General features: G+C 69.2%; 11 protein-coding genes and 1 pseudogene. 7 read left to right on the forward strand and 5 right to left on the reverse strand.

From position 1 onward, the window contains the following. Positions 1-11 precede the first annotated feature (11 nt). Both DSC45_RS05125 and DSC45_RS05130 read left to right on the forward strand, forming a co-directional pair. Positions 12-470: a MarR family winged helix-turn-helix transcriptional regulator gene (locus DSC45_RS05125; protein ID WP_119287720.1), complete on the forward strand. Its 459-nt coding sequence runs from the start codon at positions 12-14 to the stop codon at positions 468-470. Between the two features lie 336 nt (positions 471-806). Beyond that, entirely contained in the window at positions 807-2,876 is a 2,070-nt protein-coding gene (locus DSC45_RS05130; protein WP_119287483.1) for a phosphocholine-specific phospholipase C, read from the forward strand. A gap of 67 nt (positions 2,877-2,943) precedes the next feature. Here DSC45_RS05130 and DSC45_RS05135 read toward each other — a convergent pair whose 3' ends face one another. The 3 genes from DSC45_RS05135 to DSC45_RS05145 all read right to left on the reverse strand — a co-directional run bounded on the left by DSC45_RS05135 (position 2,944) and on the right by DSC45_RS05145 (position 6,069). Continuing rightward, positions 2,944-3,339 carry a GNAT family N-acetyltransferase gene (locus tag DSC45_RS05135; protein ID WP_119287485.1) on the reverse strand — a complete coding sequence of 132 codons (396 nt, stop codon included), beginning with the start codon at positions 3,337-3,339 and terminating at the stop codon, positions 2,944-2,946. A gap of 78 nt (positions 3,340-3,417) precedes the next feature. Beyond that, positions 3,418-5,499, reverse strand: a complete 2,082-nt coding sequence (locus tag DSC45_RS05140) for an MDR family MFS transporter (RefSeq protein ID WP_276145442.1) — start codon at positions 5,497-5,499, stop codon at positions 3,418-3,420. 162 nt (positions 5,500-5,661) lie between these two features. Then, positions 5,662-6,069, reverse strand: a complete 408-nt coding sequence (locus DSC45_RS05145) for a RidA family protein (RefSeq protein WP_119287486.1) — start codon at positions 6,067-6,069, stop codon at positions 5,662-5,664. Positions 6,070-6,216: 147 nt separating this feature from the next. Here DSC45_RS05145 and DSC45_RS05150 point away from each other — a divergent pair, with 147 nt between their 5' ends. Both DSC45_RS05150 and DSC45_RS05155 read left to right on the forward strand, forming a co-directional pair. After that, positions 6,217-6,594, forward strand: a complete 378-nt coding sequence (locus DSC45_RS05150) for a winged helix-turn-helix transcriptional regulator (protein ID WP_119287488.1) — start codon at positions 6,217-6,219, stop codon at positions 6,592-6,594. Positions 6,595-6,926: 332 nt separating this feature from the next. Beyond that, positions 6,927-7,967 (forward strand): LacI family DNA-binding transcriptional regulator, encoded by a 1,041-nt coding sequence (locus DSC45_RS05155; protein WP_119287489.1) that lies wholly within the window; start codon positions 6,927-6,929, stop codon positions 7,965-7,967. Here the strand turns inward: DSC45_RS05155 and DSC45_RS05160 are convergent. Continuing rightward, on the reverse strand, positions 7,930-9,312 hold the full coding sequence (locus DSC45_RS05160; protein WP_119287491.1) for a glycoside hydrolase family 32 protein: 1,383 nt from the start codon (positions 9,310-9,312) through the stop codon (positions 7,930-7,932). The two genes, DSC45_RS05155 and DSC45_RS05160, sit on opposite strands and share 38 nt — an antisense overlap. 200 nt (positions 9,313-9,512) lie before the next feature. Between DSC45_RS05160 and DSC45_RS05165 the strand changes: the two genes are divergently transcribed. The 3 genes and pseudogenes from DSC45_RS05165 to DSC45_RS05175 form a co-directional block, all read left to right on the forward strand. Further along, positions 9,513-10,349, forward strand: coding sequence for a PIG-L family deacetylase (locus DSC45_RS05165; protein WP_119287492.1), 837 nt, complete (start codon positions 9,513-9,515; stop codon positions 10,347-10,349). 287 nt (positions 10,350-10,636) lie between these two features. Then, entirely contained in the window at positions 10,637-11,533 is an 897-nt protein-coding gene (locus tag DSC45_RS05170; RefSeq protein WP_119287494.1) for an alpha/beta fold hydrolase, read from the forward strand. 41 nt (positions 11,534-11,574) lie between these two features. Beyond that, positions 11,575-12,205, forward strand: a pseudogene (locus DSC45_RS05175) (transposase); the annotation flags it as partial. Positions 12,206-12,217: 12 nt separating this feature from the next. On the opposite strand, the gene DSC45_RS05180 reads toward DSC45_RS05175, so the two are convergent. Next, positions 12,218-13,525 (reverse strand): aminotransferase class V-fold PLP-dependent enzyme, encoded by a 1,308-nt coding sequence (locus DSC45_RS05180; RefSeq protein ID WP_119287496.1) that lies wholly within the window; start codon positions 13,523-13,525, stop codon positions 12,218-12,220. Between the last annotated feature and the right edge of the window lie 26 nt (positions 13,526-13,551).

The raw sequence follows: 13,551 nt of genomic DNA on the forward strand, positions 1-13,551 counted from the left end.
AGGTGCCCCAGATGGATGCCCAACAGGCGGGCGAACAGATCGAGCGGGAGCTTCTGATCCTCACGCGGCACCAGGAAATGACCTCGCCCCGCCGACTGCGCGGCAGCGAGTCCCTGGAGCGCAGCGCCTACGTACTCCTCAGCCGGATCGAGGCGCAGGGCCCGATGTCGGTGGCCGACCTCGTCGACGCCTTCGGGCTCGCCGCCTCGACCTTCAACCGGCAGACGGCGGCCCTGCTCAGGGACGGGCTCGTGGAACGGACTCTCGACCCCGAGGGCGGCGTGGCCAGGAAGTTCCGGGTCACCCAGAAGGGGACGGATGCGCTCAGGGCCGACCGCGACAAGGTGGTCGACGGGCTCGCCGAAGTCGTCACCGACTGGACCCCCGAACGTCTGGGCCGCTTCATCGACGACCTTCAGCAGTTCAACAAGGACATCGAACGGCTCACGGGGCGGCCCTGGCCGCGCTGACGAGGTGTGCGATCCGCCGGGCCCCAGCGGTCAACTCCGGCTCCCAGGCGCCCGGGGCAGCATCCCGGGTGCCCGTCGGCCCACTGCGCCGAACCCGCGTACGCCTGCGGAGCAGCCGAGGCGACGGGCCGCGGTCACCTGTCGAGTACGAATTCACTTCTCCGCAATCGGGAATTCGGGCAGGTGAAGGCGGGCGCACGCACCTCTCGTCCCTGCTGTTCGCGACCAAGTGGCAGGTAAAGTCACTTAGTCGACACAAGGCTTCCACAACCGCCCTGACCTTGGCAGACTTCGCGCGTCCCTGCTGTCCCGCGCATCTTTGTGAGGTCTCCAGTCATGCCCGAACTCAACCGGCGTCGCTTCCTTCAGATAACGGGAGCAACCGCGGGCTTTGCGACCCTGTCCAGCAGCATCGACCGGGCCGCAGCGATCCCGGCGGCGCGCCGTACCGGGTCACTCGAGGACGTCGAGCACATCGTGGTCCTGATGCAGGAAAACCGCTCCTTCGACCAGTATTTCGGAGCGATGAAGGGAGTGCGCGGCCACGGCGACCCCCGTCCCGTGACCCTGCCGAGCGGGAAGTCCGTCTTCCACCAGCCCAAGGTGCCGGGCTCCGCGACCGAGGTGCTGCCCTACCGGGCGGACGACGAGGACCTCGGCATGAAGTTCCTCGCGGGCCTCGACCACAGCTGGAACGGCAGCCACAAGGCACTCAACGACGGCGCGTACGACGGCTGGATCGCCGCCAAGTCCGAAGAGACGATGGCGTACATGACCCGGGACGACATCCCGTTCTTCTACGCCCTCGCCGACAAGTTCACCGTGTGCGACGCCTACCACTGCTCGTACATCGGCAACACCGAGCCCAACCGCTACTACATGTGGACGGGTTACCAGGGCGGCGAGGAAGACGGCATCGGCGGCCAGGTCGTCTCCGGCGACAAGCCCGGCAACACCGGCACCAGTTACCCCGAGCGCCTCGAGGAGGCAGGTGTCTCCTGGAAGTACTACCAGGACATCGGCAACGGCCTGAACGGCGAGGGCGAGTGGGGCTGGACCGAGGACGCCTACATCGGGTGCTACGGCTGCAACACGCTGCTCTACAACGAGAACTTCCGCAAGGCGCAGCCGGGCGACGCGCTGTACGAGAAGGCGCGGCGCGGCACCGAGATCAAGAAGAGCGGTGAACTCCTCGACGACCTGCGCGCCGACGTGAAGGCCGGCAAGCTGCCCCAGATCTCGTACATCACCGCACCCGAAGCCTTCGACGAACACCCCAACTGGCCGACGAACTACGGCGCTTGGTACATCGCGCAGGTGCTGGACGTGCTGACCTCCAACCCGGAGGTGTGGAGCAGGACGGCCCTGTTCATCACCTACGACGAGAACGACGGCTACTTCGACCACGTGGTCCCGCCCTACGTGCCGGCCACGACGGACCAGGGCGACGCGACGATGGAGACCGCAGCCGACTACTACAAGGGTGACGCGACGAACCAGGCCGGCCCTTACGGTCTGGGCCCGCGCGTGCCGATGCTCGTCGTCTCGCCGTGGTCGACCGGGGGGTATGTGTGCTCGGAGACCTTCGACCACACCTCGATCATCCGCTTCATGGAACAGCGCTTCGGCGTCCACGAGCCCAAGATCTCTCCGTGGCGCCGCGCCGTCTGCGGTGACCTCACCTCGGCCTTCGACTTCTCGCTCAAGGACACCGAGCGCCCCGGCCTGCCGGACGTCGACGCCTACGAGCCCCCCGACAACGACCGCCACGACTCCTACGTCCCGGTCCGCCCCGACACCCCGGGGGCACTCAAGCAGGAGCGGGGCGCACGCCCCACGCGGCCACTCCCCTACGCCCCGCTGGTCGACAGCGAACTGGACGCCGCCAAGGGCAAGTTGACGCTGACCTTCGGCGGCGGCCGGAAGGCCGGCGCGCACTTCCACGTGACCTCCGGCAACCGTAAGGACGGCCCCTGGGTGTACTCGACCGAGGCCGGCAGGACACTGTCGGCCACCTGGTCGACGGAGCAGACCGAGGACGCGTACGACCTCACGGTCCACGGACCCAACGGGTTCCTGCGCACCTTCCAGGGCAACGGGAAGCAGGCGGGACCCGAGGTCACCGCGCGGCACCTGGCCCGCAGCGGCGGCATCGAGCTGACGATCACCAACTCCGGCTCGTCCAAGGTGACTCTGCGCCTCACCAACGGATACGGCGGTCGCCGCGAGAAGCTCACCGTACGACCGGGCGCGACGCTCACCCACACCGTCAACCTCGCCCGCAGCAAGCGCTGGTACGACCTGCGGATCCTCAGCGAGGGCGACGGAACATACCTGCGCCGTCTGGCGGGACATGTCGAGACCGGCAGGCCGGGCGTGAGCGACCCGGCCATCGCCACCGACTGAGCGGAGGCTGTGGGGGTGTCGCCGATCGGGGACACTCCCACCGGCCCCAGGCCCGTCACCCGCTCACTCACAGGGCGATCAGACCGGCCGTCGTCTCCCGGAAACCGCAGGCGTCGAAGTAGAACGACCGCAGGTGTTCCTCGAAGTCGACGTGGAGCCATTCGCACCGCGCGGCACGAGCCTCCTGCGCGGCCGTGGCGACCAACTCACTTCCCACGCCTGCCCCTTGGCGTCCCTCGGCGACTACGGTGTCCAGGACGAAGGCGTGGACTCCGCCGTCCCAGAGCACGTTGACGAAGCCGATCAGACAGCCGTCTTCCCAGGCGCAGACCCAGCCGAGACTGTGGCGCTCGACTCGCGTTCGCCAGTCGGTCCGGGCGACCGGGTGGCCGAAGCCTTCGGCATGCAACGCGTCGAGGGCGGCGTTGTCGAAGTCGCCCCGCCACTCGTACTCGATCGTCATTCCACGATCGTAGGGACCGTGCCGGGACCGGCAACTGAATTGCGGAGCCGGGAGAACCGCGTGACGCACGCGGTGCTGCTACACCGGAGTGGGTGAGCGGTCCGGCGCCTTCTGGGCCGGCAGGCCGTGCGCCAGGTCCTCGGCGAGCAGTCGTTTCGCGATCGAGTCGACCGCGGCGCGCAGCTCCTTGCCGGGCGGGCTGCCCAGGTCCTGCTCGACCCGGGCGCTGAGCCAGGTGCCCCACGCACGGTTGAACACGTCCGCCTCTCTGCTCCCCGCGGCCGTGTGCGAGAAGTACGAACCGGTGCGGGTCAGGTAGCCCTCGTCGACCATCCGCTGGAACACCGGGACGAGCACCTCGGGTGGCAGCCGATGCCGGGCAGCGATCATGCCGAGGCTGGCATGGCCCACCATCCGCGTGTAGAACTCCACCTGCATCACGGCCCAGGCGCCCGCCGTGTCGAGCCGCGAGTCCGAGGAGTCGAGAATGCGCCGGGCCGTCTCACGGTCGGTGGACTTCACGATGTTTCCCACGGCCCGCTCGAGGAGGTGCGCCGGATCGCCCGTCGTCGGCTGCGCGAAACCCTCGCCCATGTCGGAGGATCCCATACGCGCGCTGTCCCGCAGCGCCACCTGCTTCAGGAACAGGGCCACCACGAATCCCAGCAGCGCCACCGGTACCGTCCACAGGAACACGGTGTGCAGCGAGTTCGCGTACGACTCGATGATCGGCTGCCGGGCCGCGGTGGGCAGCGAGTGCAGGCCCTCCGGGCTCTGCGCGGCCTTGGCCAGCGTGGCCGGATCGACTCCGCTGCCCGCCCGGGCGGCCTCGGCGACTCCGTCGTCGAGATTCTGTGTGAGGTTGTTCGCGTAGATGGTGCCGAATACGGCGGTACCGAAGGAGCTGCCGAGCGTACGGAAGAAGGTGACGCCTGAGGTCGCCGTGCCCAGGTCCGCGTAGTTCACGGTGTTCTGCACGACGATCGTGAGCACCTGCATGCACAGACCGATCCCGAGACCGAGCACCAGCATGTACAGGGACTCCAGCCAGGTGCCGGTCGAACGGCTCATGGTGGACAGCAGGTAGAGGCCGAGTGCCATGACGAGTGAGCCGACGATGGGGAAGATCCGGTACTTGCCGGTCTTGCTCACCACGTTGCCGGAGAAGATCGACGCGGCCAGCAGGCCGACCACCATCGGCAGCGTGCGCACGCCCGAGATCGTCGCCGAGTCACCGTCCACGTACTGCAGATACGTCGGCAGGAACGTCATCGCGCCCAGCATCGCGAAGCCCACGATGAAGCTCAGCACCGAGCACACCGTGAACACCGGGTTCGCGAACAGCCGCATCGGGAGCATCGGCTCCGCCGCCCGCGTCTCCACCAGGCAGAACAACCCGAGCGCCACGAACCCGCCCACCAGCAGGCCGATGATGACGGCTGAGCCCCAGGCGTATTCGTTGCCGCCCCAACTCGTCGCCAGAATCAGGGCACTTGCGCCGACCGCGACCAGGGCGATGCCCAGATAGTCGATGACCGGCCGGGCCGCCGACTTCACCACCGGGATCGTGCGTGCCGCGGCCAGGACGACGACGATCGCGATCGGTACGTTCACGTAGAACGCCCAGCGCCAGGTCAGGTGGTCCGTGAACAGGCCCCCGAGGAGCGGTCCGATGACGGTGGAGACACCGAAGACGGCACCGATCGCGCCCTGGTACTTGCCGCGCTCGCGCAGCGGGATCACGTCCGCGATCAGCGCCATCGACGTGACCATCAGCCCGCCCGCGCCGATTCCCTGCAGCGCCCGCCATGCGATGAGGAGCGACATGTTCGTGGCGAGGCCGCACAGGAACGAGCCCGTGATGAAGACGATCGCGGAGATCTGGAAGACGACCTTGCGCCCGAAGAGGTCACCGAACTTGCCGACCAGCACGGTGGCCACGGTCTCGGCGAGCAGGTACGCGGTCACGACCCACGACATGTGCGCGCCACCGCCCAGGTCCGAGACGATCGTCGGCAGTGCGGTGCCGACGATCGTCTGGTCCAGGGCGGCGAGCAGCATGCCGAGCATGATCGTGACGAAGACGACGTTGCGGCGCCGCCTGTCGAGAACCGGTGGGGCTGCCTCGGCGTCCGGCGGTGCCGTTTCAGTGGTCGTCACCTTCGCAGCGTCACATCGGAGCAGTGGCTGCACCTACGTGGAGGGGCCATCCAGGTGAGACACAGTCACCTTGCATTCCCCGCCAAACGGCGAGCTTCTGCGCGGGCCGCTTCGCCACGTGACCAGAGGGCGGCTTCGACGGCCGCGCCGGCAGGCACCCGCTCAGTCGAGCATCGCGGTGGCCTCGATCTCCACCAGGTGCTCGGGGATGTCCAGGGCCGCCACACCCAGCAGCGTCGCCGGCGGGGCCGGGGTGACACCCAGCTTCTCGGACGCCCGCCGGATCCCGTCCAGGAGCTGGGGCATCCTGTCGGGGGTCCAGTCGACGACATGGACGGTCAGTTTCGCCACGTCGTCGAAGGAACCACCGACCTCGGCCAGGGCGGTGGCGACGTTGAGGTAACACTGCTCGACCTGGGCGGCGAGGTCACCTTCGCCCACCGTCCTCCCATCGGCATCCCAAGCGACCTGCCCGGCGATGAAGACCAGCCTCGTCCCCGTCGCGACCGACACCTGTCGATAGACGTCGACCGTGGGCAGTCCACTGGGGTTCACCAGGGTGATGGCCATGTTGCCCGCCTCCTTGTAAGGGGAGCCCGTGGGCTCGCTCGCCACCGGACCAGCACATTTTGCGGTCTCTTGTGGTTACTCAGGAACCATAGGAGAGTGAAGCCTGACGTTGAAGTACGCACTTTTCAGTGACTGGAGAACCTCGCGGTGACCAAGCAGTTCACGGGCTCGCCCGACGAAGCGGACCTCAGGCGCGCGGACTCCCTGGCGCGCGAGATCTTCTCGGACGTCGCCAACAAATGGGCGCTCCTGATCATCGAGTCCCTCGGGGATCGGACGCTGCGCTTCGGCGAGGTGCGGAAGGAGATCGAGGGCATCAGCCACAAGATGCTCACCCAGAACCTGCGCATGCTCGAGCGCAACGGCCTGGTCGAGCGGACGGTGCACCCGGTCGTGCCGCCACGGGTCGAATACGCGCTCACCGAGCCGGGCCAGGCCTTGCGGGCGACGATCGACGGACTGTGCGACTGGACCCATCGGTACCTCGGCCACATCGAGACATCCCGCCGTCGATTCGACACCTGACGGCGGATCGTGGCGGTCAGGTGCGACGGGGGCGCCCGTCAGGTGCGACAGGGCGTCCGTCAGGAGCCACTCAGCCGACCGCGTGGCAGCGGATGCGTTCGATCGCCGCGGCCGGGACGGCATCGAGGGCCGCGGTGTTGCGACGGGTCCGGGGCACCAGGAGGCCGCCCTGGAGTGCGGTGCGCAGCGCGAGGGCGCGGCGATCGGGGCCGGCGACGCCGCCCAGTTTCCGGGCCCAACTCCCCGATGTACTGCGGCCCGTGTCCGGTCGTGGCGCGGGACATACTGGGCCGTGCCCGGTCCACCCGGGCGTACTCGTCCGCCCCAGGAGGATGCCGGTGAACCGCCGCCCCACCGCTCGTGACGTCGCAGAGCTGGCCGAGGTGTCGCGTGCCGCGGTGTCCTTCGTCTTCAGCGGACGGGCCGCCGGGAACCTGTCGGCCGAGACCCAGGAGCGGATCAGACGGGCGGCCGAGCAACTCGGCTACCGGCCCGACGAAGTGGCCCGCTCCCTGCGCAGACGCCGCAGCGGAGTGATCGGCCTGCTGAGCGACCAGATCGCCACCTCGCCGTTCGCGGGCCGGATGGTGCTCGGAGCGATGGAGGCCGCGAGGGAGCGCGGCTGCCAGGTGCTGCTCCTCGAGTCCCGGCACGATCCGCACGCGGAGTCCGAGGCCGTGTCCGAACTTCGCGCCCGCCGGGTGGACGGCATCGTCTACGCGGCGATGTCGATGCGCCGCACCGACGTACCGGAGGGCATCGACCCGGCCCACGCGGTGCTCGCCAACTGTGTGGCGCGGGAGCCGGGCCGCTACGCGTCGGTGGTGGCCGACGAGCCGGCCGGGGGGCGAGCCGCCGTGGACGTACTGATCGAGGCCGGCCACCGGGAGATCGCACTGTTCGGCGGGGAGGAGGGCGACATCGCGGCCCTCGACCGTGCGCGGGGTTTCCACGACGGGTTGCGAGCAGCCGGCCTCGTGGCCCGCCCCGAGTGGCTGCGTCACGCGGGCTGGCAGATCGACGAGGGATACGCGGCCGCCCTCGACGTACTGGACTCCCGGAGCCGGCCCACGGGCGTGGTCTGCGCCAACGACCGGGTGGCCACCGGTGTGCTGCTGGCCGCCGCCCGCCTCGGCATCGACGTGCCCGGCGAGCTCTCGGTGGTGGGGTACGACGACCAGGACCAGGTGGCGGGTCACCTCGTCCCGGCTCTGACGACCGTCGCCCTGCCCCATCACGCGATGGGCGCCACGGCCGTCAGGACGCTCCTGGACGCGGCCGACGCCGAGCGAAGTGTCGACACCGCGCGCACGGTCCGTCTCAACTGCCCTGTCGTCAGGCGGGATTCGGTCCGTCCACCGACCAGGCGCTGACCGTCACGGTGGCCGACCCGTGCGCCACGGCGGCGGTGAAAGTGCCGCTCGGCGCGGGGTGAACCTTCTCGGTGATCACGGCCCGTTCGTCCAGGAACGCCTCGATCAGGGGCCCGTCGACGAGTACCCGCAGCTGCGAGGTGACTCCCCCGGGCACGCTCGCCACCGCCCGGTCGCGCCGCGGGAAGCGGGCCTCGGCCGTGGCCGGTGCGCCGGAACGGTCCAGGACGAGGACGCCACGGGTCGGGTTCACCCGCAGGGATACGGTGCCGCCGAGGTCGAGTTCCACCTCGGCGTCGGGCACTTCCGCGCGGACGTCGAGCTGGATCTCGTAGGCGGGCGGCAGCGGGTCACCAGGGGCCAGTCCCGTGCCGCGCAGGCCGTCGAGTTCCCGGGCGGGAGCCATCCGTACGGTGCCGTCGGAGTGCAGGCCGACCTCGCGCGGGTATGTGAGGCAGCCGGCGTGACCCGCCTCGACCGAGGCGTTCTCGCTGCGCGACTCCCAACTCCAGCCCCAGACCAGGGTGCGGTCGTCCTCGATCAGGGCGGCGGGGGCGTAGAAGTCGCGGCCGTGGTCGAGCATGCCGCCGCTGGTGGGCACGAAGCGCAAGCCGTCACCGTCGGTGCGCAGGTCTCCGATGAGGCGGACGGTGCTGCTGGTGATGCCGTCGATCCACAGGGACAGGATCAGGATCCAGCGCCCGTCTCCCGCCGGCAGCAGGGCCGGGCACTCCCACACGGTGGCCGGGGCGGCCACCCGGGCGGCGACGGGGTCGGCGGCGTCGAGCAGTGAACCCGCGTAGGCCCAGTCGGTCAGCGAGTGGACCCGGTACAGGAGGACGTCAGCGGCTCCGGTCACGCGGTGGCCCGCGCCGATCAGGGCCCAGCGGCGGCCCTCGTGGGTGAAGAGGTACGGGTCGCGGAACGCGTTCAGGTCGAGTCCGGGCGGCGGACCCGGCACCACCGGTGCGGGCTCGGCCCTGAAACTGCTGATCACATCGTCGGTGGCGGGCGCGAGCATCACCGATCCGATGCCGTCGTCGCGGTCCATGCCGGTGTAGACGGCCGTGGGCACGCCGCCCTCGACGACCGCGCAGCCGGACCAGGCACCCCGCTCGTCGCGCGTGCCGGGCGTCGGCGCGAGGGCGATCCCGTGGTCGGTCCAGGTGACCAGATCGGGGCTCGAGGCGTGGCCCCAGTGGATGTCCCCCCAGACCGGTGCACCCGGGTTGTGCTGGAAGAAGAGGTGGTAGCGGCCGTCGTGGAACAGCGGACCGTTGGGGTCGTTGCACCACTGCCCAGCGGCAGGGCGGACGTGGTGGCGGGTGATGTTCCGGTCGTCCATGCGCTGCTGTCCCCTTGCCGTCCCACCGCTCACCAACTGACACCTGACACGTGATAGGTGCCGCACGCTAACACGTGCCAGGAGCCGATCGGAATGCGTCCGGCATCATTGACAGGCGCCTCGGGAGCAGCGGTACGCGGCCCGGCGCTTATCCGGACCACCGACGTATAACCAGGTATTTCCGCAGGAGGACTTTTTCCATGACCTACCACCGGCCTTTGACGCTCATGGCGGTGCACGCCCACCCCGACGACGAGGCAACCAGCACGGGAGGTGTCCTCGCGCGGTATGCGGCGGAAGGCATCCGCACGGTACTCGTGACCTGTACCGACGGCGGTTGCGGTGACGGACCGGGAGGTGTGAAGCCGGGCGAGCCCGGGCACGACCCGGCCGCCGTGGCCCGGATGCGGCGCCAAGAACTCCAGGCGAGCAGCGACGTCCTGAAGATCAGCGATCTGGAGACGCTGGACTACGCCGACTCCGGGATGATCGGCTGGCCGAGCAACGACGCCCCCGAATCCTTCTGGCAGACCCCAGTGGAGGAAGGCGCCGCCCGACTCGCCGAACTCATGCGGCACTACCGGCCCGACGTGGTCGTCACTTACGACGAGAACGGCTTCTACGGTCACCCCGACCACATCCAGGCCCACCGCATCACCATGGCGGCGCTGGAGATGATCGCGCTCACACCGAAGGTGTACTGGACGACGATGCCCCACTCGATGATGCAGCGGTTCGCGGAGACGATGAGCGAGGCCCAGGAGGGGACGCCGGAGCCCGATCCTGCCGAGACCGCCGCGATGGCCGAGATCGGCCTTCCCGACGACGAGATCAGCACCTGGGTGGACACCACAGCGTTCAGCGACCAGAAGTTCGATTCACTGGCCGCCCACTCCAGTCAAGGCGACAACATCTTCTTCCTCAGGATGGGCAAGGAGATGTTCGGCAAGTTGATGGGCGTGGAGACGTTCGTACGCGTCAAGGACTCCACCGGCGCGGCCGTACCCGAGAACGATCTCTTCGCCGGACTGCGCTGATCCGCCCACCCGGCCCGGCGCCGACCCGAGCCCCAACTTGGTCCGCTCTCTTGTGAGTTGAGGCATGCGTTCGGGGAGGAGTCCGTCCCCGCCATGCCTCAGCCCGAGCAGGCGCCGGACTCAAGTGCCGTACGGCGACGGGCCGGCCCAGGACGCTGCGTGCAAGTGGCCGGGTCCGGAACCGGGATTGACCGAACGAGGGACGAGTTGCCGGTGGGCCGGTTCCCCCTGACGGGAGTTGTCGTTGGACAGATCATTCACCGGACCAACGCGGAGGTCTCGTCCCCTTGCTCACCGAACATGTGCGCCGACTGTCTTTCCGAGGGCTCGAATACGGCTGCCGGATCATCGAGAATCCGGTTCCGTCGACGGAGCCGATCATCATGGTCGGCGGCGCCTTCCAGGACATGTACGCCTTCCGGCGCCTGGAGAGGCCGTGGACCGAGGTGGCCACCGTCGTCACCGTCGACCTGCCGGGCTCGGGTTCCGCCGATCATCTGCCCGGCCACTACGGGTTCGACTTCCTCACCGGAGCCCTCGACGATCTGCTCGGGCAGCTGGACCTGGGGCCGGTCAACCTGTTCGGCGCCTCGTACGGTGTGCCGGTCGTCTACCCCTTGGCCCAGCAGCGCCCCGAACTCGTCAGGCGCCTCTTGCTGGTCGGCGCCAGCATGCGGTACCCGGCCGAAGGCCTCGGCCGAGTCCAGGAGATGGCTGACCACCTCGCCGCCGGACAGGACATGAGCACGTACGGCCGCGCCTGCGTCGACGCGATGATGGCGCACCCCGACCGTCCCGTCCGCAACCGGACCGTCGCCGCCCGCATGGTCTCGTGTGCCATGAGTTCCATCAGCGGTCCCGAGATCCCACGCCATCTCGCGTCGACACAGCGGCTGCTCTCCTGGGAGGGCCTGCCCGGCGGCGGGATCAAGGACGTGCCGGCGCTCTGCTTCACCGGCGAGTACGACGAGTTCGCCCTCCCCGAACTCGGTCGGGAGGTCGCCGCGACGATCGAAGACGGAACGTTCACGCTGATGCGCGAGACCGACCACCTCCCCAACCTCGAACGAGGCAAGGAATTCGCCCGCCTCGTCACCGACTACTTCACGGACCGGCCGCTCGAGCGCCTCGACTTCCTCACCCCACTCGAGTGCCCGTCCCGCGACCTGAGCCCGGTCCCCTAGATCCCGTGGTCCGCGACGACTCCGTCGGAACCGGCGACTTCGTCGGAACCACGGAGTGGATGGTGTCGGTCGACTCCACGATCAGCCGAGCCCATCAGCACGCCGCCGGCGCCCGCAAAAGTGGGCTGCGGCGGGGGACGAACTGGAAGATCCGGCATGCACGACGGCCGGCCAGGCGCTCGGCCGGCCCCGCAGCGGGCTGACCAGCAAGGTTCATCTCGCCTGCGATGGCCGTGGTCTGCCCCTGGCCGTCGTCGTCACGCCCGGCAACGTCAACGATTCCACCGTCTTCGGCGAGGTCATGGACGCCTTGAGGGTGCCCCGGGCCGGTTCGGGACGGTCTCGCCGCAGGCCCGACGCGGTCATCGCGGACAAGGCGTACTCGTCCTGGGCGACCGCCATTCCCTGCGGCGCAGGGGCATCCGTGCGGTGATCCCGGAGCGGACGGATCAGAAGGCCAACCGTGTGCGGCGCGGACAGGCCGGCGGCAGGCCGCCGGCCTTCAACCGCGAGCTCTACAAGGCCCCCCTGGCCTCACTGATCCTCTGGCTTCGCGAACCCACCCAAGATGGTTTGTCGGACAGGACCTGGCGCGACGACCGAGGACCGGGACGATGTGCGGGCCAGCGCGCCTCGGGCCGGGCAGGTCCAACTCCTGCCCGGCCGGGGTGAGTCAGGCAGACGTCAGACCGGAGCCGGCTCGGACGCGGCGTGCTGCGCGATCTGCCGGGTGGCCCGGAGGAACTGCTCGGCCTCCTCGATGGTGTGGCAGTGCAGCGGGGACACCCGCACCACTTCCTCCAGGCCGACCGCGCGCAGGATGCGTTCGGAGTAGGCGCTGCTCGCCACCCGCTCGTAGACAATGACTCCGGCCTCCTCGTAGGCGCGGGTGGCGTCCGCGCACGATAGGCCGTCGAAGGTCAACGGCACGATCAGGTCCCGCGCCACGAGCGCGGCCCGATCGGCGAAATGAACGTGTACGCCCGGCAGTTCACGCAGGCCGGTCGCCCCGGGGGTCCCCTCGAGCAGAGTGCGCAGGATCGCCTGTTCGTGCCCCTGGATGGCGCGCTGCCCGGCGACGAGTGCGGTGCGGCGATCAGTACCCGGCGCGGTGGCGCCCACGGCGACCAAGTAGTCGACGATCGCGGAGAACCCTGCGAACACGGCAGGCGCGGCGCTGCCGATGGCCCAACTGCGCGGACCGGCACTGGCCGGCCTGTCGTGGTCGAGTCCGGCCAGCCGCCCCGAGAGGTAGGTGAAGGCGTTGCCGCGTTCGCCGAACATCTTGTACGGCGCGATGTTGGCCGCGTCCACTCCCCACTCCTGGACGTCGACGACACCGTGCGGGGCGTACTGCACGGCGTCGACGACGACGTAGGTCTCGGGGTTCCTCGCACGGACCGCCCGGACCACCGCTGCGACATCGGTGATGGCGCCGGTGATGTTCGAGGTGGCGATGACCGACACCAAGGATGTTCCGGAATCAACAAGTTGGGCGATCGCCTCCGGGTCGACTCCACCGGTCGTCGAATCGGCCGCGGCGATCCGCAGTTCCTGCCCCGTGCGCCGGGCATGGCGAGTGCATGCGTCGTACGAGGAGGGGTGCTCGATCGCCGTGGTCACGATGTTCGTGCCCGGGATGTTGTCGGCGATCGTGCGGATGACCGTGAACATGCCCTGGGAAGCCGTGGCGGTGGGCAACAGTGCGCCGGACGCGTCGCCGCCGAAGAAGGCGAGGACGTCCGCCTCTCCCTGCTCCTGGATCCGGGCAAGTTCGCGGGCGACACGACCGGGCCGGGACGCGCTCTCCGGGCTCAGGGACACCTCTTGAGCCCGTTCGCCCACCGCCCTCAGCCGCAGTGAGCCGCCGGAGTTCTCGAAGTAGAGACGGTGCGTGCCGTGGACATCACGCTCCAGGTGCGCGAATTGCTCGCGTACATAGCGCATGGTGGCGTCCGCGAAAGGCACGGCGTCGCTGGTGGTGAGGGACATGAACTTCTCCAAGACGGTTCGGAACG

Source organism: Streptomyces sp. YIM 130001 (assembly GCF_003574445.1).
In the GTDB taxonomy this organism is placed as follows: Bacteria; Actinomycetota; Actinomycetes; order Streptomycetales; family Streptomycetaceae; genus Streptomyces.

Bases quoted from the DNA above. Each gene is read 5' to 3' on its own strand.
- DSC45_RS05125 (WP_119287720.1), top strand. From the start codon at position 12: ATGGATGCCCAACAGGCGGGCGAACAGATCGAGCGGGAGCTTCTGATC.
- DSC45_RS05130 (WP_119287483.1), top strand. From the start codon at position 807: ATGCCCGAACTCAACCGGCGTCGCTTCCTTCAGATAACGGGAGCAACC.
- DSC45_RS05135 (WP_119287485.1), bottom strand. From the start codon at position 3,339: ATGACGATCGAGTACGAGTGGCGGGGCGACTTCGACAACGCCGCCCTC.
- DSC45_RS05145 (WP_119287486.1), bottom strand. From the start codon at position 6,069: ATGGCCATCACCCTGGTGAACCCCAGTGGACTGCCCACGGTCGACGTC.
- DSC45_RS05155 (WP_119287489.1), top strand. From the start codon at position 6,927: ATGCCGGTGAACCGCCGCCCCACCGCTCGTGACGTCGCAGAGCTGGCC.
- DSC45_RS05160 (WP_119287491.1), bottom strand. From the start codon at position 9,312: ATGGACGACCGGAACATCACCCGCCACCACGTCCGCCCTGCCGCTGGG.
- DSC45_RS05165 (WP_119287492.1), top strand. From the start codon at position 9,513: ATGACCTACCACCGGCCTTTGACGCTCATGGCGGTGCACGCCCACCCC.
- DSC45_RS05180 (WP_119287496.1), bottom strand. From the start codon at position 13,525: ATGTCCCTCACCACCAGCGACGCCGTGCCTTTCGCGGACGCCACCATG.